The organism is Corynebacterium ulcerans, assembly GCF_000767685.1.
Classification (GTDB): domain Bacteria; phylum Actinomycetota; class Actinomycetes; order Mycobacteriales; family Mycobacteriaceae; genus Corynebacterium; species Corynebacterium ulcerans.
The window spans coordinates 2064253-2086446 of the sequence record NZ_CP009622.1 but is presented as its reverse complement, the minus strand read 5'-3'; the positions used below and the strand labels follow the sequence as shown (position 1 = coordinate 2086446).

The window sequence follows — 22194 nt, the reverse complement described above, 5'->3', positions numbered from 1 at the left end:
TCCGGCTTATTCCTCGGTATCCCAGCCGAAGGGATCTTCATCTTCACCCGGCATCCACGTAAGACCGGCTTCAGTCCAGCCATTGCGCTTAATGGCCTTTTTTGCCTGGCGCTTATAGCGTCCGACCAAGGTATCCGTATAAAGGAAACCATCTAGGTGCCCTACCTCGTGCTGGAAGCATCGAGCAAGGAAGCCTGTTCCCTCATAGGATACGGGGTTGCCATGCTCGTCTAGCCCTGTGACTTTGGCCCAGGTGGCGCGGCCTGTGGGGAAGCCCTCGCCGGGGACAGAGAGGCAGCCTTCATCGTCAGAGCCGTCGTCGGAAGGCATCGTTTGCGGAATCTCCGTGGTTTCCAGAACCGGATTGATTACGCACCCACGATGCATATGGCCCTCATCATCGGGGCAGTCGAAGACAAAAAGGCGCTTGCCCACGCCGATTTGGTTTGCGGCTAAGCCGACGCCATGGGCGACAGCCATGGTCTCGTACATGTCTGCGATGAGCTCTTGTAGCTCGGGAGAATCAATCGGCTCGGTGACCTCGGCCGTGGGATTATGGAGAACGGGATCGCCGTGGATCACGATGGGTCGAACTGTCATGTCCTACAGTGTAGGCATGTCTGATGCCAATAACCTTACTCGACTGGAAAAACAGTTGGCATTGCTCGCTTTTGAAGACCGCGCACCCCGCAGTCTGGGTGCAAAAGAAGAAGCAATTCGGGAGGAACTTGGAATGTCTCCCGTGAGATACTTTCAATCTCTTAACCGGGCCATTGACGTCCCTGAGGTGATGTCTGAGTATCCGGTGCTCACAGCGCGTCTGCGTAGGATCCGGGATCAAAGAGCCGATCGCCGGGCGCAAGCACAAAAACGATAGAATAGCTCAGGTGACTACAGAACCTTCCCCAAACAATGAACAACGCCTTCCGCTGCGCGGCATGGCCATGATCCTGATCGCCGTAGCTTTGCTCCTCGCGGCGTGGGGCGTGTACTCGATGACTCGTGAAAAAGCATCAGACACCACCGTCACCGCTGAGAGCACTACGACTCAGATGCCACGGCCGCAGCAGCCAACCACTGTGGCAAAGCCGCCCCAGACAACGGCAGCCCCAGTGCCGCCTCCTCCTACGCATGCTGAAGTGAAGAAGGTTCACGTTCTTAACAACTCCACGATTCAAGGTCTTGCCGCTGGGGTAGCGGATAAGCTGAAACATGAAGGATGGGAGTTAGGAGAAGTAGGTAATTTCCCAGATGGTGCGGTGCCTCAAAATACTGTCTACTTCACCCCAGAAAACGCCGCCGCAGAGAAGGCCGCGCGTACACTAGCAGAACGCGTCGGCGGAGTAGCGGTGCCGCGGGCAGATAATCTTCCTGGCGGGACTGAGGACCCTCATACCGTGGTCCTCGTGCTGGCCGAGGAAGTCAACTAGCTTTGAAAGGTGGCCTGCCATGGCCGAAAACTTCAATGCCTCACCTCGTCCGACTCTGGGAGTGGAATGGGAAGTAGCTCTCGCCGACCCAGAGACACGAGATCTGGTTCCTCGTGCAGCCGAAGTGATTGATCTTGTGGCTTCCAGGCACCCTGAGGTGCATTTGGAAAAGGAGTTCTTGGCCAACACCATTGAGCTGGTCACCTCTGTATGCGAGACCACCCCGCAGGCAGTGGAGGAATTGCGCACGGCACTTTTGGCCGTGCGTGAGGTGACAGAGGAATTGGGCCTTAAGATATGGGGTTCTGGCTCGCATCCTTTTTCTGACTTCCGCCAACAGCCGGTGAGCGAAAAGGGCCATTACAACGAGATCATCGCGCGTACCCAATACTGGGGAAACCAGATGCTGATCTGGGGCATCCATGTTCATGTGGGCATATCGAGCAAAGATCGTGTGTGGCCGATCATCAATGCAATGCTCACCATGTATCCGCATTTGCTGGCGTTAACGGCTTCTTCTCCGGGGTGGGACGGACTAGATACGGGATACGCTTCTAATCGAACGATGCTGTACCAGCAGCTTCCTACCGCTGGGCTGCCTTATCAGTTCCGTGATTGGGCAGAGTGGGAATCCTATATGGAAGACCAAGGCAAGTCCGGAGTAATCAACCACACTGGTTCGATGCACTTTGATATTCGGCCAGCAGGCAAGTGGGGCACGATCGAAGTGCGCATTTGCGACGCCACCAGTAACCTCACCGAGCTGTCCGCTGCCGTAGCGCTTACCCATTGTTTGGTGGTCTATTTTGATCGGATGCTGGATCGGGGAGAAGAACTGCCAACTCTGCAGGATTGGCATATCGCAGAGAATAAGTGGCGCGCTGCCCGCTACGGCATGGATGCAATCATTATTACGTCGCGGGACACCGAGGAGCGGCTTGTAACGGATGAACTGCGCCGATGGGTGGGAGTGCTTACACCCCTAGCTCAAGAGCTAGGGTGCGAGAAAGAGCTGCACCGTGTTGTAAGCGTTTGTCATCGCGGTGCAGGTTATCAGCGCCAGCGTGCGGTTTATGAGGCTACTGGTTCATGGGAATCGGTTGTAGATTTCACCATTGCAGAGATGGACGCTATGACCCCATAGCCCACGATGACCAGGATCCCTGCCCCGCAGAAGAGTAGGTTGCCCAGGTCCTGAGGATGCTCGTTGCGCTTGAAAAAGGCCATATCGCTCCAGATGATCGAGCTGACCTGCGGAGCTGTGACCGCCACTACGATGCCGGTGGCTACGATTGCACCGGCTTGGTTGAGTAACCATCCGGCCCACCCTAGGGAATGTTTGGCGTTGAACTCATTGATTGCATCGTCGACAGCAAGGTAGATGCAGACCACGACCGGAACCATCCAGACCCAGTGGTGGTACCAGCTAAAGGGGGACACCAGACATGCGGTGATGCCGCCCATAGCCATCGCCATGGGCATGTTATTGCGCTTAATCGCCAGTCTGATCGAGTACGCAGCTAGTGCAATCACCACGATAACGGCCAGTATCCATAGTGGCCCTCCCTGAATGCCAAGGACACGATCCATGATGGAGCGCAGCGATTGTGCACCAGCATTGGTATGGACACCAACGCGGGAAGAATCAGAGATAGCAGACGTCCAGAACTTAGTGGCATCCGGGACTACGAGCTGGCCTACGAGTACGGTGACTCCAAAAGTGGCTGCGGAGAGGAACGCAGCACCCCAGCGGCGCTCCAGAAGAAACACAAAGCCGAAAAACGCGGGAGTAAGCTTTAAACCTGCTGCTAGTCCTACCCCAATACCAGCAAAGCGGCGGTTGTTGGGGAGGAAGTCCAAAGCAACCAGGAGCATGAGGATCAGGTTGATCTGCCCATAGAAAAAGCCGCCGCGGATGGCCTCTAGCCCTAGCGAAGCGACGGCCAACCCCACAGCCACGAATGCGGTGGTCACGGTAACGCGACGCTCGCCGCGAGCCAAGATAAGCAGAATCACCCCGATGAGCGCCAGGAAATTTGCGCCTTGCCAGATGACGGTGAGCCAGTCGTCGCTAAAAAGCGCGAGGTATTTAAAAAGGGCACCAGAAAAGGGCGGATACGTAAACGGAAGATCCCATATAAAAGAGTCGCTGTAAAGCTTTCCGCCAGACTGCAAGTGCCTCCCCGCAAGTGTGTAAACGTGCAGATCAACGGGCATCCATTGGGTGAGCTTGTGTTTGCTGAGGATTGAATCCTCTTGCAGCAGATCCCAGGGGATGAAGAAGGCCAAAATCACAAGGATTGTGGGGGCTCCTCTGAGGTTGTGTGCCTTCATGCTGTCCTCCTGCTCAGCGGCTACTTTCCATCGCGAACTTTATCACGGTGTACGGTGCAGGTGTCGTCATAAAGGCCTTCTCTGCGTGCGATGCGGCCAACTCGTTGCCCGGTGACCGGGGAAGTAATGAGGGCAAAGAGAACCAGAAGCACCAGAACGCCGAGGTCACCGGTGGGAGAATCCGTTCCCAGCACCCGGATAATCGCACCAATAATGGTTAGAATGAGCCCAACAGTCTGTGGCTTAGTAATCGCGTGTACCCGCGCCAGGGGGGATCGGAACCTGATAAGCCCAATGGACGCGGAAAGGGCAAAGAAAGCGCCTGTGAGAAGGAAAACTAAAGAGGCGACATCCGCGATGATGTTGGAGTTCATTAGTCGTCCTTCTTTCTAAAACGGGTGATAGCCACCGTGGAGATGAACCCCAACAGTGCGATCACGAGCATCGCATTAGACACGGTGGTGTCTAAGCTCCAGCAGATATAGGCAGCCAGCGCGCATTGCAGCATGGCGACCACGCCGTCGAGTCCCAACAAACGGTCAATAGAGTTGGGGCCGGCAATGATCCGGTAAGACGTAAGGATGAACGATAAGGCGAAAATACACGCTACGAAGAACAACACGAGGTTGTAGACATCTTGGTTCATGCGTTGTTCCTTTCAAACGCCCGCTTGAGTCGCTGCTCATATTGCTCGATGGCTGCAATTTCCGCATCGACTTTGTCTGTGGAACTTGCATCCAAGATGTGAACAGTCCACAGGCGGTTTGCCACATCTATATCCGTGACCGTTCCTCCCGGCTGAAGGTTGTACAAGGTGGTAGCAAGGCTGAGCACGAGCTCACTATCCACGCGCATCGGAACCGTCACAATCGCAGAACGCGGCGGCTCGGCCTTTCTGATAGAAAGCCACGCCACGCGAATGGAACCGCTAAAAAGGTATAAAGTCCAGCGCGACATAAGTTCGAGAAAGGGAAGCACATTGATGGTGAGCCCCTCCTCGGGAAGCGAAGGAAGCGGCAACGCGATGCTCACTATAAGACCTACGAGGAGACCCGCGACAAGGTTTCCCACGGATAGCTCTCCCATGAGCATCACCCACATCACCGTGGCTACCACGACAAAGAGGGGGCGGAATCGACGGCGGGCGCCTGCGATCATTGCTGTACTCCTCTCGTGTCCTTGCCTTCGTCGAGACGCTCTTGTTCTAGGGTTCTCCCCGGTTCCTTCCGATCGGTACCAAGTACAGCTGTGCGATAGATACTGGTATCTTGCGCAGACTCAGCGGCACGGGACGTCACATTGCTCACCGGGCCTGCGACGAGGCTAAGGCCAAGCGACACAGACACCAACGTGGCAGTGGACATGAGCATTCCTGTCGGAATCCGGCCGACGTCGTTTCGCTCAGAAAAATCGATCTTGTCCGTGACATCAGAGAGCAAAGCCGGTCGCGCGTAGGCAGTTCCCCCGTCGGGTGCGTCTTTGCGGTCGCGCCAGAATGCCTTAGACCACACCAAAACCATGGTGTAGAGGGTGAGCAGGCTGGTCACAATTGCGCCGCCGATAAGCAGCCAGGGGAGCGGGCCGCCCTCGTTAGCGCCTGCCTCCACGAGGATGACCTTGCCCAGGAAGCCGGAAAACGGTGGTATCCCGCCCAGGTTAAGCGCCGGGATGATGTAGAGGACGGCAAGGATGGGCGTGGCTTTGGCCAGGGAGCCCAGTTGGCGCAACGAGGAGGAACCGGCTTGGCGCTCGATGAGTCCAACCACCAAGAAGAGTGCGGTCTGAACCAAAATATGGTGCATAGCATAAAAGATCGCCCCAGAAAGTCCCTGCGCTGTGCCTAACCCTACGCCCATGATCATGTAACCGATATGGCTGACCAGGGTGAAACTGAGGAGGCGTTTGATGTCATTCTGTGCCATCGCGCCCAAGATCCCCACCAACATGGTGGCCAGCCCTACCCACATCAATAACGTATCCAAAGATCCCGACGTGAACACCGCAGAACGCATTCGGATGATCGAGTACACACCGACCTTAGTAAGCAGACCTGCGAAGACGGCCGTGACCAAAGACGGCGCGGTGGGGTAGGAGTCCGGCAACCACGAATCAAGCGGGAATACTGCAGCCTTGATGCCAAAGGCGATGAGGAGCACCGCAAAGATCGCGGTTTGGGTGCCACCAGGCACCGATTCCATGCGCTCTGAAATATGCGCCATATTAAGCGTGCCGACGGACGCATACACCAAAGCGAGTCCGATAAGAAACACAAGCGAACTCAGCATGGAGACCATGACATAACCCACCCCTGCGCGCACGCGTGCAGGGGAAGCGCCCAGAGTCAGAAGCACATAAGACGCGACGAGGAAGACCTCGAAGCCCACGTAGAGGTTAAAGAGGTCGCCGGCGAGGAACGACATGTTCACGCCCATGCTGAGCAGAAGATACGTGGGCAAGAAGACCGCCACAGGCTCGTCTTCCTCCCCGTCGCGAACTCCCTGGCCAATTGCGTACCACATCACGCAGAACAAAACGATGGAAGAAACCATCAGCATCAGGGTAGAAAGGCGATCCGCCACGAGGGTAATACCCACGGGCCCATCCCAACCGCCGATCTGAATGGTCTGAATGCCTTCCTGATCCACCACAAACAGCATGGTGACAGCCAAAGAAATGAGGGCAAAGAGCGTGAGAGCTGCGACTATGCGTTGAACGCGCAGATGCTTCGCAGCTGCTAATGCTATGCCTGCGCCCACGGCAGGGACCACGATGGGAAGCGGGATAAGAACTGGCATCGCGTCAAGGAGGCTTTGAAAAGGAATCACTGGTCCTCCTGCGAGTCTGTCAATGGGGCCTCGAAACAACGGGGGCCGAACTCGTCGCCAAGCTTGGTGACTCGCCCGGTGGCTGGGTCGTCGGAAAGATCATGGTCAGGTGCCGCTGAAGGCAGCGGCGGGCGGGCTGCAACTGCAGCATCCTCCACGTCGTCTTCCACCACGTCTTGAGTACGGTAACGGTACTGCCGATACGCAAGCGTAAGGATAAATGCAGTAAGCGCCATGGAAATCACGATTGCCGTAAGAATCATGGCCTGAGCCAACGGATCCGCAACTGTATCGCCATAAAGCGCAGAATCGCGCCCCTTGATCGGCGGCGACCCCGGCGCGCCGCCAGCCATGAGCACCAGGATGTTAACGCCATTGCCCATAAGCAACAGCCCCATCATCATCTTGGTCATAGCCCTGTCCAGCACCAGATAAGCACCAGCTGACACAAGAACGCCTGCGGCAAGGAGTAATGAGAGATTGACCAGCATTTACTTCTCCTTTCCTACGCGAGCCTTGAGTTTTTTCACTCGTTCCCGTGCACGCTGTTTACGCAATTCCTCATCCAGATCGAGTTGGCTGCCCAAAGACGTGAGGACGTGCAACACCAATCCGATGACTATTAGGTAGACGCCGGCGTCGAAAAGCAAAGCGCTGACCACATGGATGTCCCCGATAATCGGAATATGCAGATCCCACGCATAGGAGGTCAGCGGCGGCGCGCCAATAAAGACTGGCCAGATAACGGCGGCAGCGGTAAGCAGCACGCCGACTCCCAAGACGCGGGAAGGATCGATGGGGAAGGTCTGCTCCAACTCTTCGCGGCCTCCTGCAAGATAGCGCAACGCAAGAGCGAGGGCCGCGACAAGTCCGCCTGCGAATCCGCCGCCGGGAGCATTATGGCCTGCGAAGAAGAAATAGGCGGAGAGCACCATCATGATGGGGAACAGCAGTCGAGTGGACACGTCCACCATCAAAGAGCGGTTACGCGCTGCCTCTGAGGAAAGCCAGCCGCCAGAATCATGCAACGTGGGGCGGCGTGAATCCCGCTGGAAGCTTTTGGTGCGATAGATCAGGGAGGAAACACCAATCGCTGCGATGATAAGGACAGTGCTTTCGCCGAAGGTATCCCAGGCGCGAATGTCCACCAGCAACACGTTGACGGCATTTGCCCCGTGGCCTATGTCTTTGGCCAGGTCGGGGATAACAGCGCTCACCGGGGCTTCGGTCCGGGCGTTGATGGCAAACACAGTGAGAATGACGGCGGTGAAGCCCACGGCTGCGGCAAGCCACGCGCGCAGTCTGTTAGCGCGATGGGAAGGTTGCCACTGGGTGCGCGCCGGGAAACGGCGAAGAACCAGCATGAACACCACCACCGTGATGGTTTCCACCAGTATTTGAGTAAGTGCAAGGTCGGGGGCGCCGTGCAGCGCAAAAATCATGGCTGCACCATAGCCAGTCATTCCCACCATGATCAGGGCAGAGAGCCGGTTGGATTGGACGGCTGCGCTAATAGCCATCACGATTATGATTCCGGCGATGATTGCTTGCAGCGGCGTATCCCAGAGGATCATGTGGACGTCGCTACGCTCTCCGCTTAATAGCGCGATGAGCGGGACAAGGACAAAGACCGCAAAGATAGAGCCCGAGTTAATAACCAGCGAACCTCGCTGGGTGGAGGCGGTTAAACGCAGCGAGGATGTCCGAAGAAGATCCAAGACGCGGTCATACGCAGCGCTAGCGTTGCCCAGAGCCGGCTCGGTGAAATGCAACTTGGCGATTGTTGCACGCTGCCAGTGCATAACCGCTCCGATTCCCACGATTGCGGCGCTCAATGCGAGCGGAATAGTAAACCCATGCCACAGGGCCAGGTGCGTTTTTTCGCCGAAAATCGAGGTCGTGTGGGCGCTCAGAAGAGTACCTAACAGCTGCGGGATCGCCCCAGTGAGCACGGTCAACACCATTAATAGTGCTGGAGGAATCCATAACAGCGGGCCGATAGGATGCATCGTGAGCACCGGCTCGGAGACCTGCCCGCCCTTGGTAGCAAACGCCCCGAAGAGAAACCGCAGACTGTACGCCATAGTGAGAATCGAACCTGCCACTATCCCCACAAGCGTTACCTGCCCCGGCAATCCCACGAGAGCATGCTCATGCAGCACCGCCTCAAGAGCTGCCTCTTTTGCTACAAAACCGAACAACGGGGGAATCCCCGCCATCGATGCGGCAGCAAGCGTGGCGACGCCCATCAAGATCGGTTGCTTTCTCCCAAGCCCGGAGAGCTTGCGTATGTCGCGGGTTCCCGTTGTGTGATCAATTGCCCCTACGACCATAAAAAGCGTCGCTTTAAACATAGAATGCGCAAACGTTAACGCAAGACCCGCCACCATGGCCGCATGCGAGCCAATTCCTACGAGCACAGTGATAAAGCCCAGCTGGCTGACAGTGCCATAGGCCAAAATCAGCTTGAGGTCTGTTTGGCGTAAGGACATCCAGCCACCCAAAAGCATGGTGAAAATCCCTAGAGGGATCACCACCAAGTACCAGACATACGAGAAAGCAAGATCAGGAGCTAACCGAGCAACGAGATAAATCCCTGCTTTGACCATTGCCGCAGAATGCAAATAAGCAGATACTGGCGTTGGCGCAGCCATCGCACCGGGCAACCAAAAGTGCGTTGGGGCGATAGCCGACTTGGATAATGCGCCCGCCAATATGAGGACCACGGCATAAGAAATGTGGTGGGTCCCCTCCAAGCTTGCGTTGGCAAGGCCGGACAACTCCCAAATGCCCGTCTGGCGACCCAACAAAATAATGCCTACGAGCATTGATAATCCGCCCAAAGTGGTGATCATCAGCGCCTGCATTGCAGCATGGCGTGATGACGCTCGCTCGCCGTAGTAGCCCACCAACAAGAAACTGAGCACCGAGGTAATCTCCCAGAAAACATAGAGCAGCAGCATGTTATCGGAGATCACGAGCCCGTACATGGCCATCGCAAAGCCGGATAGTTGTCCCGCAAAAGGTCGCAATCGGCGAGGCACAGAATCAAAGTAATTCCAGCAATACAGTAAGACCAAGCCACCGACGCCCAAGATGATCAAGCTGAACAGCGCGGAAAGCGAATCGAGCCGGAAAGTCAGATCTAAATGCGCGCTGCTCATCCACCCGTAATGAGCGGTGAGGGCTTTGCCCGAAGAAAAGTCACCGCTGATCAACTTGCCAAAGATCCACGCAAACCCGGCGAAGGGCGTAATGGAAAGAAGGCCGAAAGCTGGCCTTCCACAAGTTTTCACTGCAATTGGGGCGACCGTGGCGGTCGCCGCGAGAGCTAACAGCAATACGAGCACAGGGCGAAATAATCCTTTGGCTGTCGTGGACGTACAAGGCGAAGTGAAAGTGCGTGCAATGTAGTAACGCAGCGGGATTGGTATTGAGGTGTAGTTTTTGCGTCATGCATCGGCGCAGCTCACTCTTGTTATCTTAGCGCAGGTTGGGGTGCGAGATTGCGGACATTCGCTAGCAGGGGTTTTAGGTCAAAACTAGTTTTTTGGAAGAAAAGTAAGCGACAAAATTAAGAATTTAATTGCAGTAGCTTTAGTTATTTTAGGTTTTGTGAAATAACTATATGTAGAAGATCTGCTGTGTGCCTATTTTTGGGCAAAACGAATTTAGTTAAGGCAAAACTGAAAATGAAAAGTCCCTCACAAAAGCAGGCGAGTAGCCTGCCGCGGAGCCTCTTTGCAATATTGCTCGCCGCTCTGCTTGTAATGTCAGTGTCGGTGTATGTCGGGAAAGTTCCTCAAACCTCTGCTCAGCCAACATGTGTTGGAAGCTGGGATAACCTTCATTGGGTCGAAGGGGGTGGAGTTCAAGGAGGAAGTTACACAAATGCCGGCGAATCTGCTGTTGCAGAATTTGATTGGAAAGTTCCCAACACTGCTAAAGCGGGCGATAAACTGACTTTCACGCTGCCACCTCAGTTGCAGGTTGCAACGGGAGCTGACCAGCGTTTCACACTGCGTGATGCCTCTAATCGAGAAGTCGGAACTGCTGAATGGTCAGGTAAGAATCTGATAGTGACGCTCTCTGATTTTGCCGGCACTCATTTCGATGTTCAAGGCAAGGTGAAAGTATCACTTCAATGGGACAGATCTCAGATCAATACCGAGACCGGGTATGACTCTGCAGTTGATGGGTTACTTCAGTTCTCTGGATGCGGTCAAGGTGCTCTAGCGGGCGTCTATCCGAAAGATGGCCCAGGGGGAAATACCCATGAAACATCAAAAGCCGGTCAGTATCGAGGAAAGAAAACTGTAGATGAAGCAGACATCTATCTAACTGATTGGACTGTTTGGATTAATGGCAGTACTAAAGGGACTGAAACTGCAGAAGGCGGCTTCCGCGTAACAGATAAAGCGCCTGAAGGGCATAAGTTTGCGTGCGATTCTGCAATGACTTCACCCAGCGATGTCGTGAGTGTCGGGACATGGTCGAACGACTTTTTCTACCTAGGCAGCATCATTAATGCCAATAATTATGCTGATGGCGGGCGTTATGTCGGCTTTACAGGAATTCAAAACACTTTTACTGGACATAACTTTACTGTTACCTGCTCAGAGCAGGAAATAGTATTTGAGTTCCCTTATGGTTTGTCTCCACAGACTGGTCCAATAGTTCGTTTTACTACTTATACAGAAACTAAGCCAGAAGCTTTTAGTACACAGACTAATACTGCAACGGTAAATGGCAAAGACTACACAGGATATGCTGCTATTCCTGGATCTGGTGGATTTGGTACTGGTAAATTAGGTGGATTTACGGTACGAAAAGTAGTTATCGGATCTGGCGTGAATATACCGAGTGAATTTACTTTTGAGTATAAGTGCGAACAGATGGACGGTTCTAAAATCGTATCGGAAGAGTTCAAAGTTAAGGGTGACGGGACAGATTACCGACACTTTACTTCTTTGGAAAAGGGCATGAGCTGTGAAGTTAAAGAAAAAAATGATCAGCTAGGCTCGCCGGAACCGAGATTGTCGTGGATTATCGATGGACAACCAGCTGCGTCAGCTACTTTTACAATTCGTGATCCTAAGGAAAACTCGGTAGACCTCATTGCCACAAACACCTATCCGGAAGATCCGAAAGAGGAGACTGGATCTTTCATTATTGAAAAGCAATTGGTAGGCGATCCGGCTATTGTCGATGGATTGAAGGATAAGGAATTTAATTTCACTTATTCCTGTAACGATGAAGCTTCTCAGAAGGTAAAGGCTTCCGTAAATAAGCCATTCACTTCTGAAAAAGAGTATCCAGTGGGTACTAAATGCGTGATTAAGGAGCTTGAAGAAGGAACAGATGTAGAGCAACACATTTGGTCTCATACGTTGACTCCTAACGATGGAATCATAACCATCGGGAAAGAACAGACTGCTAAAGTCATTGCAACCAATATCTATACGCCTGTTCCAAAGGGAACCTTCACCGTTAAGAAGGTTGTGGAAGGCGACGCCAAGGTAGCAACTGATCCTCAGTACCAGAGCAAAGAATTTTCAGGGGAATACAAGTGTGGAAGCTCTGAATGGACGCCGTTTAAGGTGTCTGCAGAGAAGCCTTTTGTATCGCCGGAATTCCTAGAAAACACTGAGTGTGAAGTTAAAGAGCTGGATACAGATGCTGCTATTTCCGGATATGAATGGACGTCGTCTGTAGAAAACGGCAAGTTTACAATCGGTAAAGATAAAAAGCAGAGTATTGATGTGAAGTTCATCAATACTTATAAGCCGAAGCTTGGTGGATTCTTCTTGGAAAAGATCGTCAATGGACCTGCCGCAGGGCTAGCCAAAGATCTTGAATACAGCTTTAACTATGTGTGTGGAGAGAAAACAGGCCCCCTTACTGTCAAGGCTGGCGAAATTATTAGCGGTCCTATTGATATTCCCGTAGGAACTCGCTGCAAAGTTACAGAAGCTTCCTTCGATTCGCCACGTGGAACTACCTGGACTGGCAGCATTACCAAGAATGGTGAGTTCACCATTGAAGAAGATAAGACTGTTCAAATAACTGCAACAAATACTTTCGATTACAGCGATGGTGGTTTTGCGATTAGCAAGACTGTTGGTGGGGACGCTAAGGATCTTGCGAAGCTAGCGGAACTTCCTTTTGAATTCAAGTATTCTTGCAAGGCTCCTACCGGTGGAAATGCAATTGATGGATCTGTTTCCGTTATGAACGGACAAACGAAACACATCGAAAAAATACCAGTGGGCTCTGAATGCGAAGTTACCGAATCTGATATTCGCCACGATGGAGTTGATTGGTCGGTTACTCTTTCCGGTGAAGATATTTCTGTAAACGGTGCAACTGCAAAGTTTAAAGTTCCATCGGAAGACGCTCCTGCCCTTCTGGTTAAGGCACACAATACGTTTACCCAGCAAAAGGGTAGCTTTAAGATCAATAAAATCGTTGATGCTGAAGCTGGGGTGGCTGTTCCCAAAGAGTTTGGTTTCGCTTGGACATGTGGCAACCTTAGCGGCGAGGCCACTGTTCCTGTTGTGAATGGACGAGGCTCCGTTGCCGTATCTGAAGAAATAGCTATAGGCACAGAGTGCGTTGTCTCTGAAAAGGATGCGTCTATACCTGGAGCTTCTCTTGCGACTACATGGGAGAACCAGCGGTTTGTTATCGGTGAGAAAGACCAGGTAGTAAGCGTCACTGCTACTAATACCTATAAAGCACATACGGGTGGCTTTGTTATTCGTAAACAGTTGGTGGGCGCCGCATCAGATAAGGCGAAAGAAAAAGTTTTCACCTTCGATTACGTCTGCACAAAGCGGGATAAAGAAACTGCTCGGGGAATTCTCAACATCAAGGGCGAAGGTTCTTCTGACCCTGTTTCTGATATCGCTGATGGATCAGAATGCACGATAACGGAACGTGATGCGCACATCGACGGAACAAATTGGAACCACACTATTTCCAACGACGGAAAAATTAGCATTATCGGAGGAAATCCTACGATCACCGTCTCTGCAGTGAATGGTTACGAGAAGCCACCGCTCTCTCCGCTGGTTCCACTCATTCCTTTGATACCGCTAATCCCGCTTCTGCCATTTGTGATCACGCCGATAATTCCGCCAACTTCGTCTGTTCCACCGCAGATTGCTCCACAAGCACCTGCACCACAACAGACGAATAAGGCACAAGTGAATAAGCAGCGGACTCCTTTGGCTAAGACCGGCGCGAGTGTGATTGGTCTTGGGTTTGCAAGCGCTCTACTTATTGCAGCTGGTGTGTTTATTATTCGCAGAGGAAAGAAGAAAAACTGACCTATTACTGCTAGTTAACTAAAACGAGGCTCTGATCGTAGACCTATCGCGATCAGGGTTTTGTTATGTGATTACCCAAACAACAGCTCAGACGCAGAGCTCATTGCAGTTGCAGCCGAGTGTTCACGACTACCGCCGAAACCCATTGCCCAGTGTTGGCGATGATTGTGGGAAGCAAGCACAAACGTCACGGTGGATTCGAATATCTCGAATTGGTGGAAAGAAAGAATTTCTACTCGACGCCCTGCATTAGCCAAGATGTGGGTGCATGCAGCGATGGGGCCCGATGCCACGATTGAGTGGGTTTCAGTGATTCTTCCGTCAGTTGTGTTCCGATGAAGCTCAATGTCATAGGAGTTGTGGTTGCCGCGTAGCTTGCGTACGCCTGTGATGTGGACGCGGATTGCGGAAGCTGGTGTATAGATAGCGGTGAAGGTTCGCCATTGCATGCCATGTGCTTCTTCTCTTAAACCTTTAGGCAACTTATGGCCGAAGCGTGCTCGGAAAGGATCATCGGCAAACACTCGCGTCGTGCTGGGGATAGGGGAGTGTTGGGTATAGGTTTTTGTCGGCAACGAACGGCGAGAACGGAAAGTAAGCGATGAGGTGAAAGAAGACATTGATTTCGGTCCTTGTGTGAAAACAGATAAAGAGTATGGACCGACGTTGGATGTTGTGGGTTTAACGGCTGCTTCCCGAATGTGGGAGTCAGTCCTCCTATCCCACAGACGGGCACATGGCTGTAGCAGCCTTGAGCACTCGGGCCGCTACTGGGGCCACGAGCACTTGCTGTGCACGCTGAGAGAAATCAATGATGTGGATCACACCTGCGATGCTAACGGGGATGTGGTTGAGCCGCAAGGGTTTTTTGAGTTCGGGGGTGGTGTCGTTTTTGAGAACGCTAAAAAACGCCACCTGGGGTTTTGTATGTCGTGTGCCTTCTAGCGTTCTCAAAAACGACAAAAGCATCGGAAGACGTTCTCTTTCACGCAGAAACCCCGCAGGCCATGACCAACATTGCCTGCGGGGTTTCCTGGTTAAGGCTATTTTCCGTATGTCAGTAGGAAAGAAGCTTCTGCGACTGCAATATCGCGGATTTCATTGGGATCTACGGACTCGTTGGGGGAGTGAATCGTGGATTGTGGCTCTTCTACGCCAAAAAGTGCCAGCTCTGCATGCGGCATGATCCCTAGGAGCTCAGAGCATAGTGGGATGGAACCGCCCGAGCCGATATGTACGGTGTCTTCCTTGCCGTAGGCGTTGGCTAGGCAGGCGTTGAAGTGAGACATTGCCGGGCCATCGATTCTGGCTTCGAATGGTTCATTTGCATCGTCGTAGCTGGCTTCAATATGTGCTCCCCATGGAACGTGGGCTTTGAGGTGTGCAATAAGAGCTTCTGCAACGTCGGTGGCTTTGAGTCCTGGCGGTACGCGGAGGTTGAGTCGTGCGCTGGCCACGGGTGGGACTGCGTTGACTGCTTTGTCTACCGGGGTGGAGGTAAAACCTGTGATGGAAATAGCTGGGCGTGCCCAGACCATATCTGCAGGGTTATCTTCGTCGGTTCCCATGATCTGCGTGCCATCAAGCATGGTGGAATCGGCGCGGAAGCTTTCGCGATCATAAGCTCCTCCTGGCCATCGCGCAGAGCAATCTACGCCGTCTATGACGGTGCGGCCGTGCTCGTCTTTGAGCGAATCCAACAGTCGGATAAGCGCTGCAGTGGCGTCGGGAGCGGCCCCGCCAAAACTACCGGAATGGACTGCGGCGTTCAGAGTTTTGAGCGTAACCGTGATTTGTGCGCCGCCACGAAGGGTGGTGGTGAGCGTCGGCACGCCTACTTCCTGGTTGCCGGAATCTGCGATGAGGATGACATCTGATTGGAAGAGCTCGGGCTGGGTGTGGATAAGCGAGCTAAGCTCTGCGCCGCCTTGTTCCTCGGAGCCTTCGACGAGGAAAGTGATGCCTAGGTCGGTGCCGCCGAGTTCCTGTATCGCGCGCAGCACGGCGAGGTGCATCACGAGGTTGCCTTTGCAATCGGCAGCGCCGCGGGCGTACCAGCGTCCGTTGCGTTCGGTAAGCGTAAAGGCGTCGCTGATCCAGTCGGCGGGATCACCGGCGGGTACGACGTCATAGTGCGAGTACAACAGAACGGTCGGAGCGTCCCCGACGGCTTTCTTGGTGCCCAGAACGGTGGTGGCTCCGCCGTCGTAGGGGTATTCGGTTACCTCTAATCCGACTTTGGTCAGCGCATCCACGACCCATGCGCATGCGGAGGCATGGTCGTCAGCGCATTCTGGAGTGGAGTGCACAGAGTTGTAGGACGTGATCTCGCTGAGATCCTTGAATATGGCGTCCCTTTGCTTCTCGACGAGCGGACGTACCTTATTAACGATGTCTGTAATCATGGTGCCCAGTGTAGAACGATCTTGCACTCGCATGGGGAGACTGCTAAAACGGTGGTTAGCACTTTGATCATTAGAGTGCTAGATAAATCGAAATTTTCGAGACATATCAGCGGGTGAGGTTGGTTTACACTCGGCCCACCGTGCCGTCGCGGGCGCCTGCTGGAACGTCGAGACGTGAGTGTCGTCCTATATATAAGGAGCACAAACTTTCATGGCAAAGATCATTGCCTTTGATGAGGAAGCACGCCGGGGCCTTGAAAAGGGCCTGAATACCTTGGCTGATGCGGTTAAGGTCACGCTCGGACCTAAGGGTCGTAACGTTGTTCTAGAAAAGAGCTGGGGCGCCCCGACCATCACCAACGACGGTGTCTCTATCGCTCGCGAAATTGAGCTCGAGGACCCGTACGAGAAGATCGGCGCTGAGCTGGTTAAGGAAGTCGCTAAGAAGACTGACGATGTTGCCGGCGACGGCACCACCACCGCTACCGTTCTGGCTCAGGCACTTGTCCGCGAGGGTCTGCGCAACGTCGCTGCAGGCTCCAACCCAATGGGGATCAAGCGCGGCATTGAGCAGGCTGTGGCTAAGGTGACCGAAAACCTTCTGCAGAACGCTAAAGAAGTAGAGACCGAGGAGCAGATCGCTGCGACCGCTGGTATTTCTGCTGCTGATCCAGCAATTGGCGCTCAGATCGCCAAGGCTATGTACGCAGTAGGCAACGGAACCCTGAACAAGGAATCCGTCATCACCGTTGAGGAATCCAACACCTTTGGCGTTGACCTTGAGGTGACCGAGGGTATGCGCTTTGATAAGGGCTACATCTCTGGCTACTTTGCTACCGACATGGAGCGTCTTGAGGCTGTTCTGGAAGATCCATACATCCTTCTAGTTTCCGGCAAGATCTCCAACATCAAGGAGCTTTTGCCGCTGCTGGAAAAGGTCATGCAGGCTGGCAAGCCACTGCTGATTATTGCTGAAGACGTCGAGGGTGAAGCACTCTCCACTCTTGTTGTGAACAAGATCCGCGGCACCTTCAAGTCTGTTGCTGTGAAGGCACCGGGCTTTGGTGATCGTCGTAAAGCACAGCTGCAGGATATGGCAATCCTCACCGGTGGACAGGTTATCTCTGAAGAGGTCGGCCTCTCCCTAGAGACCGCTGACATCCCGCTGCTGGGCCGCGCACGCAAGGTTGTAGTGACCAAGGACGAGACCACCATCGTCGAGGGTGCAGGATCGCCTGAGCAGATCGAGGGTCGTGTAAACCAGATCCGCGCTGAGATCGAAAACTCGGATTCTGAGTACGACCGTGAGAAGCTGCAGGAGCGCCTGGCAAAGCTTGCCGGTGGCGTTGCTGTGATCAAGGTTGGTGCGGCTACCGAGGTTGAGCTCACCGAGCGTAAGCACCGCATTGAAGACGCAGTGCGCAACGCTAAGGCAGCTGTCGAGGAAGGCATCGTTGCCGGCGGCGGCGTTGCTTTGCTGCAAGCTGCACACGTTCTCGACGGCGACCTGGACCTCACCGGTGACGAGGCTACCGGTGTGAAGATCGTCCGCGAGGCACTGTCTGCACCGCTGAAGCAGATCGCTCTCAACGCTGGCCTAGAGCCCGGCGTTGTGGCTAACAACGTTTCTAACCTCCCTGCAGGCGAAGGCCTCAACGCAGCTACCGGAGAGTACGTTGACCTGATGGCTGCTGGCATCAATGACCCAGTGAAGGTTACTCGCTCTGCACTGCAGAACGCTGCATCCATCGCAGCTCTGTTCCTGACCACCGAGGCTGTTGTTGCCGACAAGCCGGAGCCAGCTGCTCCTGCAATGCCTGGCGCTGACGAGATGGGTGGAATGGGCTTCTAAGATAAGTCTGGATGCCTTCAACCCGGCCCCTGAATAAGGGGCCGGGTTCCCCCATTTTTGGGGTAAAAAAGGGCGTAATTCCTAATTTTCACAATGTTGCGTAGGTCAAGTTTTTGTGTTGAAGGCGAAAGTTAATTTGTCACATAGCGCACATGAGTGGGTGAATATCGGCCGGAAACCTTTTTTAACAATGAAATTAACGAACGGAGGGGCCATTTTTTCTAACTTTTTGCACAGTTCTATCGACTGTTTGGTTGATGCATTATTGTGTGGTTTGGAAGGTGTGAGTGGCCTGGCTTGAATGTGGGCAACTTTGTGACACAATTGCTATCCGAGACGTCTGATGACGTTACTTACTAATTCCTGTCGGTACACGTACCGACCTCTCTCTCAGAGGAGATACTTCATGGATATGACAGTTATGGCAGATCACCTGGGCAAGTTCAAGGATGGCATGGAAGCAATTTCCGGCCTTTTCCAGGGTGTTCCAAAGCTTCTGATGAAGCTGGCTGAATGGATAAACGGTGGAATGTCCAGCGCTGCGGATACCACCAAGAAGATCTTTACTGAAACTGAGGCTCCTGCTACACCTGCAGCCTAAGGGTATCTTCCCTAACGCTTGAAACACGTACACAAATCTGAAAGAGGAAAATATGGAGCACATGCAAAACTGGGTCGATCTCTCAACCACCGGCGTTGTTAAGGAGATCTTTGATTTCATGGTGTCGCTTGCCAAGCTTGGTGGCAACGTTGCATCGATGATCAAGATTTTCAAATAATACTTGATATTTTAATGATTTAATCCCCGTTTGTTGGGCCGTTGGGTGCTAACAGGCGGGGATTAATGCGTGGTGGGGCTAAAGGATCCGGCTTTTTTTGGGGGGCAAAGAACTTTTCTGTATCCATAAAGTATGAGCAGGATAAAAGTCAATACTTGGCAGGTAAAGGCAAAAATACACGCAAAAGTTAGAGGGGGAACAAGCTCTTTGCGGGTAAAAGCGTTCAGCTATTAATTCCATATCTAGGCATTTTGCCAAATTTGACCCCATATGGGGGCGAAATTTGAAAAATTTTACTTTGCTTCAACCTGCCCCTATTTGTGGGGTAGTTGGTCCTGTTGGAATCGGGTTGTTATAGGGATTCGCATCCTTCAACCTAGGGAAACACTATATTTGCGCGTTCGACGGAAGTGTTACATAAGCGGAATGGATGTTTGAGCTGCTGTTAAAAACGCTCTACGTGAGTTTTGGCTTAGCTAGCGCCGGCATGCTCCGGTGTTATCATTCATAATGAGCCATCAGAGGCTAGTGTTGCAGCCAAGTCTCGGTGGGAAAGTTTTCCAACCCGGACCCCTCCGGGATTACTTCTAGGAGTACATATGTCTTCTGAATTGATTTCTCTCTCTTCAAACATTCTTGACACCTTCAAGGGTTTTGAGTTCGATAAGATCGCTAAAGCTGTACACGCTGTCGTCGAGACTGCTCTTGAGTGGGCTCGCCTGATCCCGGTCGACAAAGTCTTCTAAGCAATAATCGATCGTCAAAACACCAAATTCGTCTTATCCTACTAGGAGCTAAATAATGAATATTGTTCAGATGGCTAACGATCTTGTTCTCGGCCTGGAGCGCCTCGGTGACTTCTTCAAGGGCTATGATGCGCTTGTGAATTTCGGCAAGTTCATCTTCAAGGGCGACCTTTCTTCTAACCTTGATGCCTGGGGTGGTCAGCTCTCGAGTGCTTTCCTCTCTTCTGGCTCTAGCAAGTAACGCTTAAGTACAAATCCCGCTGTTTGGCTTCATCTGAACAGTGGGATTTTTGCATGCGGTAGAAGCATGAATGTTTCAGAATCTGGATGATTATTTATCCCTATAGTCGGGTTTCTGAGGGGGAGGAGCGCTATCATTATGAGTATGAGTGCATCGGAGAAAGAGCTACCAACCATAGACCTTGCGGCAATCGAGGGCTATATAGTTGATGACTCTGATGAGGATGATCCCATTCTCTTGGCTCCGGACGGGACCCCGGTGGACACGTGGAAAGAGTCCTATCCCTATCCCGAGCGCATGTCGCGAGAAGAGTACGAGCACACGAAGCGTGCTCTGCAGATTGAGTTACTGAAGTGGCAGAACTGGACAAAAGATACTGGTCAGCGTCATATCATTTTGTTTGAGGGGCGCGATGCTGCCGGTAAAGGTGGCACTATTAAGCGTTTTAATGAGCATCTGAATCCTCGTGGTGCTCGGACGGTTGCGTTGGAGAAACCTTCGCCGAGAGAATCCACTTCATGGTATTTCCAACGCTATATTGAGCATTTCCCGTGTGCTGGTGAGATCGTCTTTTTTGACCGCTCATGGTACAACCGCTCGGGCGTGGAGCGTGTGATGGGGTTCTGCACGGAATCGCAGCATGCGGAGTTTCTTAGGGAAGTGCCAATGCTGGAAAATATGATCTTGGGTTCCGGTATATCGCTTACCAAATTTTGGTTCTCGGTGACTCAGAAGGAACAGAGGACACGGTTCGCAATTAGGCAGGTTGATCCTGTGCGGCAGTGGAAGCTTTCTCCGATGGACCTCGCGTCTTTGGATAAATGGGATGACTATACGCGGGCGAAGGAAGAGCAATTCCGTTATACGGACACGGATGAATCTCCTTGGATCACTATCCGTTCTAACGATAAGAAACGAGCTCGTATCAATGCGATGCGATACATCTTGAGTAAGTTTGAATATACAAACAAAGATCATGATGTTGTAGGAATACCGGACTCGAATATCGTGATGCGCGGACGAGATCGAATTGGGGATTAAGACAGCGAAAGCGCGTTCCAACAGTTAAAAAAACTGCTGGAACGCGCTTTCGCCTTTTCTTTATTGCAGATTAAGAAGAAAGGCTGTCCTTGATGTCAAGGAAAAGGTGCTTTACGTGAAGGAAGATATTTTCAAAAGATGCCCAAGCATCTGAGTAGTATCCTTCTGGATTCGAGGAGAGGAAATCAAAAGCGAAAAGATCGTCGAAGAAATGGTAAATAGCGCTAGACATGAATATTCCTTTCGGCTGAGTGAGTCATGGAATTAATAAGTCTGACTTTTAGAGAGGCTCTTATGAGCTGCGAGACTCGGTCTTGGATCTCTCGAGTCTCTATCGAGAAGAAGAAAAAGCGTTGAAAAGCTGCTTGATTGCTTTCCATCCGTTATTAAAGTAGGCGCTCGGCGAAGAGGATAAGATCTCGTGATCTAGAAGACTGAAGAAGAAATTATAAATGGCGTTGGCCATGGTTGCTCCTTTTGTTTAAAAAATTAAGGAAAGCTTTAAAATTCCCATACTTTATGGACAGTCTACCCGATTATTGCGCTAAGAAAAATTTAGTCTTTATATAGTTCTCTTCATGTGTTCTCTGTTGTTTGGGTGGGGTATGTGTTGATAAATGCATGAAAAATGCGGCCATCCTCCCCCCCCCCCCCCAAAAAAAAAAGGGCGTGGCCCACAGGGTGATACCTGTGGGCCACGCCCTTTTAGTGTCTACTCCATGTTAGGAGGAGAAGCCGTCCTTGATGGCGTCGAAGATGTCAAGGAAGGAATCCCAGGCGCCGAGGAAGTAGTCCTTTGGCTGGGAGGACAGGAAGTCGAGGTCGAGGAGGTCGAGGACAAAATTATGGATTGCGGTGAACATAAGATGTTCCTTTCGGTTGAGGGCGTTACGGGGAAGTAATGATCTTCCCCTGTTTAATGCACCTTACCTGCCCTTTTGGTGTTGATCGCCGCTCTTGAAATTTTTCGGAAAAAGTTTAGGAAAAACTTCCACTATAAGTCGAAAATTTCGCAGGTAGCAACCGTAAAGGGGGTAAAGCGCTCTAATAATAAAAGATGCAATTTCCACCTAAAAGGGGGTGGGTTCTGCACCCTTTTTAAGGTAATTGTAATGAGGGTTATTACATTTACCCTGTTGGGTGAAGGCATGACTGAAGGGCGGGTGCCCCTAAGTCGTTGAGAACGCCACTGGGTATGGCGCCTTAAGCC

At 52.4% G+C, this 22194-nt stretch carries 22 protein-coding genes; 9 read left to right on the top strand and 13 right to left on the bottom strand.

Features of this window, described 5'->3' with window-relative positions:
- Positions 1 to 6: 6 nt before the first annotated feature.
- A complete protein-coding gene (locus tag CULFRC11_RS09440) occupies positions 7 to 600 on the bottom strand; it encodes a peptide deformylase (RefSeq protein WP_014526268.1) in 594 nt (197 codons plus the stop codon).
- Here CULFRC11_RS09440 and CULFRC11_RS09435 point away from each other — a divergent pair.
- The 3 genes from CULFRC11_RS09435 to CULFRC11_RS09425 are packed head-to-tail and all read left to right on the top strand — an operon-like array spanning position 599 to position 2574.
- Positions 599 to 877: a DUF3263 domain-containing protein gene (locus tag CULFRC11_RS09435; protein WP_013912395.1), complete on the top strand. Its 279-nt coding sequence runs from the start codon at positions 599 to 601 to the stop codon at positions 875 to 877. The two genes, CULFRC11_RS09440 and CULFRC11_RS09435, sit on opposite strands and share 2 nt — an antisense overlap.
- A gap of 10 nt (positions 878 to 887) precedes the next feature.
- A complete protein-coding gene (locus CULFRC11_RS09430; protein WP_023636350.1) occupies positions 888 to 1430 on the top strand; it encodes a LytR C-terminal domain-containing protein in 543 nt (180 codons plus the stop codon).
- A gap of 19 nt (positions 1431 to 1449) precedes the next feature.
- On the top strand, positions 1450 to 2574 hold the full coding sequence (locus CULFRC11_RS09425) for a glutamate--cysteine ligase (protein ID WP_023636349.1): 1125 nt from the start codon (positions 1450 to 1452) through the stop codon (positions 2572 to 2574).
- Here the strand turns inward: CULFRC11_RS09425 and CULFRC11_RS09420 are convergent.
- Genes CULFRC11_RS09420 through CULFRC11_RS09390 form a run of 7 tightly spaced genes read right to left on the bottom strand, consistent with a single transcriptional unit; the run spans position 2502 to position 9939 of the window.
- Positions 2502 to 3764 (bottom strand): glycosyltransferase 87 family protein, encoded by a 1263-nt coding sequence (locus CULFRC11_RS09420; protein WP_023636348.1) that lies wholly within the window; start codon positions 3762 to 3764, stop codon positions 2502 to 2504. The genes CULFRC11_RS09425 and CULFRC11_RS09420 overlap by 73 nt on opposite strands.
- Before the next feature lie 20 nt (positions 3765 to 3784).
- Positions 3785 to 4138: a monovalent cation/H(+) antiporter subunit G gene (locus tag CULFRC11_RS09415; RefSeq protein ID WP_023636347.1), complete on the bottom strand. Its 354-nt coding sequence runs from the start codon at positions 4136 to 4138 to the stop codon at positions 3785 to 3787.
- Positions 4138 to 4410: a monovalent cation/H+ antiporter complex subunit F gene (locus CULFRC11_RS09410; RefSeq protein WP_023636346.1), complete on the bottom strand. Its 273-nt coding sequence runs from the start codon at positions 4408 to 4410 to the stop codon at positions 4138 to 4140. The genes CULFRC11_RS09415 and CULFRC11_RS09410 overlap by 1 nt, the downstream gene beginning before the upstream one ends.
- Entirely contained in the window at positions 4407 to 4922 is a 516-nt protein-coding gene (locus CULFRC11_RS09405; protein WP_023636345.1) for a Na+/H+ antiporter subunit E, read from the bottom strand. The genes CULFRC11_RS09410 and CULFRC11_RS09405 overlap by 4 nt, the downstream gene beginning before the upstream one ends.
- A complete protein-coding gene (locus CULFRC11_RS09400) occupies positions 4919 to 6589 on the bottom strand; it encodes a Na+/H+ antiporter subunit D (protein WP_023636344.1) in 1671 nt (556 codons plus the stop codon). Before CULFRC11_RS09400 ends, CULFRC11_RS09405 begins: the two co-directional genes overlap by 4 nt.
- Entirely contained in the window at positions 6586 to 7080 is a 495-nt protein-coding gene (locus tag CULFRC11_RS09395; protein ID WP_023636343.1) for a Na(+)/H(+) antiporter subunit C, read from the bottom strand. The genes CULFRC11_RS09400 and CULFRC11_RS09395 overlap by 4 nt, the downstream gene beginning before the upstream one ends.
- Positions 7081 to 9939 carry a Na+/H+ antiporter subunit A gene (locus CULFRC11_RS09390; protein WP_023636342.1) on the bottom strand — a complete coding sequence of 953 codons (2859 nt, stop codon included), beginning with the start codon at positions 9937 to 9939 and terminating at the stop codon, positions 7081 to 7083.
- 342 nt (positions 9940 to 10281) lie between these two features.
- Between CULFRC11_RS09390 and CULFRC11_RS09385 the strand changes: the two genes are divergently transcribed.
- Positions 10282 to 13920, top strand: coding sequence for a DUF5979 domain-containing protein (locus CULFRC11_RS09385; RefSeq protein WP_023636341.1), 3639 nt, complete (start codon positions 10282 to 10284; stop codon positions 13918 to 13920).
- Between the two features lie 71 nt (positions 13921 to 13991).
- On the opposite strand, the gene CULFRC11_RS09380 is transcribed toward CULFRC11_RS09385, so the two are convergent.
- From CULFRC11_RS09380 to CULFRC11_RS09370, 3 genes are all read right to left on the bottom strand, one after another.
- Positions 13992 to 14540 (bottom strand): hypothetical protein, encoded by a 549-nt coding sequence (locus CULFRC11_RS09380; protein ID WP_023636340.1) that lies wholly within the window; start codon positions 14538 to 14540, stop codon positions 13992 to 13994.
- Between the two features lie 97 nt (positions 14541 to 14637).
- A complete protein-coding gene (locus tag CULFRC11_RS09375; RefSeq protein ID WP_144245014.1) occupies positions 14638 to 14835 on the bottom strand; it encodes a hypothetical protein in 198 nt (65 codons plus the stop codon).
- Positions 14836 to 14963: 128 nt separating this feature from the next.
- Positions 14964 to 16325, bottom strand: a complete 1362-nt coding sequence (locus CULFRC11_RS09370) for a dipeptidase (protein ID WP_031270621.1) — start codon at positions 16323 to 16325, stop codon at positions 14964 to 14966.
- A gap of 211 nt (positions 16326 to 16536) precedes the next feature.
- Between CULFRC11_RS09370 and groL the strand changes: the two genes are divergently transcribed.
- The 5 genes from groL (at position 16537) to ppk2 (ending at position 20984) form a co-directional block, all read left to right on the top strand.
- Positions 16537 to 18177, top strand: a complete 1641-nt coding sequence (gene groL / locus CULFRC11_RS09365; RefSeq protein WP_013912381.1) for a chaperonin GroEL — start codon at positions 16537 to 16539, stop codon at positions 18175 to 18177.
- A 406-nt stretch (positions 18178 to 18583) separates the two neighbouring features.
- Positions 18584 to 18778, top strand: coding sequence for a hypothetical protein (locus tag CULFRC11_RS09360; RefSeq protein ID WP_023636337.1), 195 nt, complete (start codon positions 18584 to 18586; stop codon positions 18776 to 18778).
- Positions 18779 to 19555: 777 nt separating this feature from the next.
- Entirely contained in the window at positions 19556 to 19702 is a 147-nt protein-coding gene (locus CULFRC11_RS09355; RefSeq protein ID WP_014526255.1) for a hypothetical protein, read from the top strand.
- Between the two features lie 55 nt (positions 19703 to 19757).
- Positions 19758 to 19943, top strand: a complete 186-nt coding sequence (locus CULFRC11_RS09350; protein ID WP_023636335.1) for a hypothetical protein — start codon at positions 19758 to 19760, stop codon at positions 19941 to 19943.
- 144 nt (positions 19944 to 20087) lie between these two features.
- On the top strand, positions 20088 to 20984 hold the full coding sequence (gene ppk2, locus CULFRC11_RS09345; protein WP_014526253.1) for a polyphosphate kinase 2: 897 nt from the start codon (positions 20088 to 20090) through the stop codon (positions 20982 to 20984).
- Between the two features lie 70 nt (positions 20985 to 21054).
- On the opposite strand, the gene CULFRC11_RS11285 is transcribed toward ppk2, so the two are convergent.
- Complete coding sequence (locus CULFRC11_RS11285; protein WP_023636333.1) at positions 21055 to 21216, bottom strand: hypothetical protein; 162 nt, start codon at positions 21214 to 21216, stop codon at positions 21055 to 21057.
- Between the two features lie 490 nt (positions 21217 to 21706).
- A complete protein-coding gene (locus CULFRC11_RS11320; protein ID WP_014526249.1) occupies positions 21707 to 21847 on the bottom strand; it encodes a hypothetical protein in 141 nt (46 codons plus the stop codon).
- Between the last annotated feature and the right edge of the window lie 347 nt (positions 21848 to 22194).

Coding starts and splice junctions, on each gene's coding strand:
- CULFRC11_RS09350 (WP_023636335.1), top strand. CDS start 19,758: ATGAATATTGTTCAGATGGCTAACGATCTTGTTCTCGGCCTGGAGCGC.
- groL (WP_013912381.1), top strand. CDS start 16,537: ATGGCAAAGATCATTGCCTTTGATGAGGAAGCACGCCGGGGCCTTGAA.
- CULFRC11_RS09370 (WP_031270621.1), bottom strand. CDS start 16,325: ATGATTACAGACATCGTTAATAAGGTACGTCCGCTCGTCGAGAAGCAA.
- CULFRC11_RS09410 (WP_023636346.1), bottom strand. CDS start 4,410: ATGAACCAAGATGTCTACAACCTCGTGTTGTTCTTCGTAGCGTGTATT.
- CULFRC11_RS09440 (WP_014526268.1), bottom strand. CDS start 600: ATGACAGTTCGACCCATCGTGATCCACGGCGATCCCGTTCTCCATAAT.
- CULFRC11_RS09435 (WP_013912395.1), top strand. CDS start 599: ATGTCCTACAGTGTAGGCATGTCTGATGCCAATAACCTTACTCGACTG.
- CULFRC11_RS09360 (WP_023636337.1), top strand. CDS start 18,584: ATGGATATGACAGTTATGGCAGATCACCTGGGCAAGTTCAAGGATGGC.
- CULFRC11_RS09355 (WP_014526255.1), top strand. CDS start 19,556: ATGTCTTCTGAATTGATTTCTCTCTCTTCAAACATTCTTGACACCTTC.
- CULFRC11_RS09395 (WP_023636343.1), bottom strand. CDS start 7,080: ATGCTGGTCAATCTCTCATTACTCCTTGCCGCAGGCGTTCTTGTGTCA.
- CULFRC11_RS09415 (WP_023636347.1), bottom strand. CDS start 4,138: ATGAACTCCAACATCATCGCGGATGTCGCCTCTTTAGTTTTCCTTCTC.
- CULFRC11_RS09405 (WP_023636345.1), bottom strand. CDS start 4,922: ATGATCGCAGGCGCCCGCCGTCGATTCCGCCCCCTCTTTGTCGTGGTA.
- ppk2 (WP_014526253.1), top strand. CDS start 20,088: ATGAGTGCATCGGAGAAAGAGCTACCAACCATAGACCTTGCGGCAATC.
- CULFRC11_RS11285 (WP_023636333.1), bottom strand. CDS start 21,216: ATGTCTAGCGCTATTTACCATTTCTTCGACGATCTTTTCGCTTTTGAT.
- CULFRC11_RS09380 (WP_023636340.1), bottom strand. CDS start 14,540: ATGTCTTCTTTCACCTCATCGCTTACTTTCCGTTCTCGCCGTTCGTTG.
- CULFRC11_RS09385 (WP_023636341.1), top strand. CDS start 10,282: ATGAAAAGTCCCTCACAAAAGCAGGCGAGTAGCCTGCCGCGGAGCCTC.
- CULFRC11_RS09420 (WP_023636348.1), bottom strand. CDS start 3,764: ATGAAGGCACACAACCTCAGAGGAGCCCCCACAATCCTTGTGATTTTG.
- CULFRC11_RS11320 (WP_014526249.1), bottom strand. CDS start 21,847: ATGTTCACCGCAATCCATAATTTTGTCCTCGACCTCCTCGACCTCGAC.
- CULFRC11_RS09425 (WP_023636349.1), top strand. CDS start 1,450: ATGGCCGAAAACTTCAATGCCTCACCTCGTCCGACTCTGGGAGTGGAA.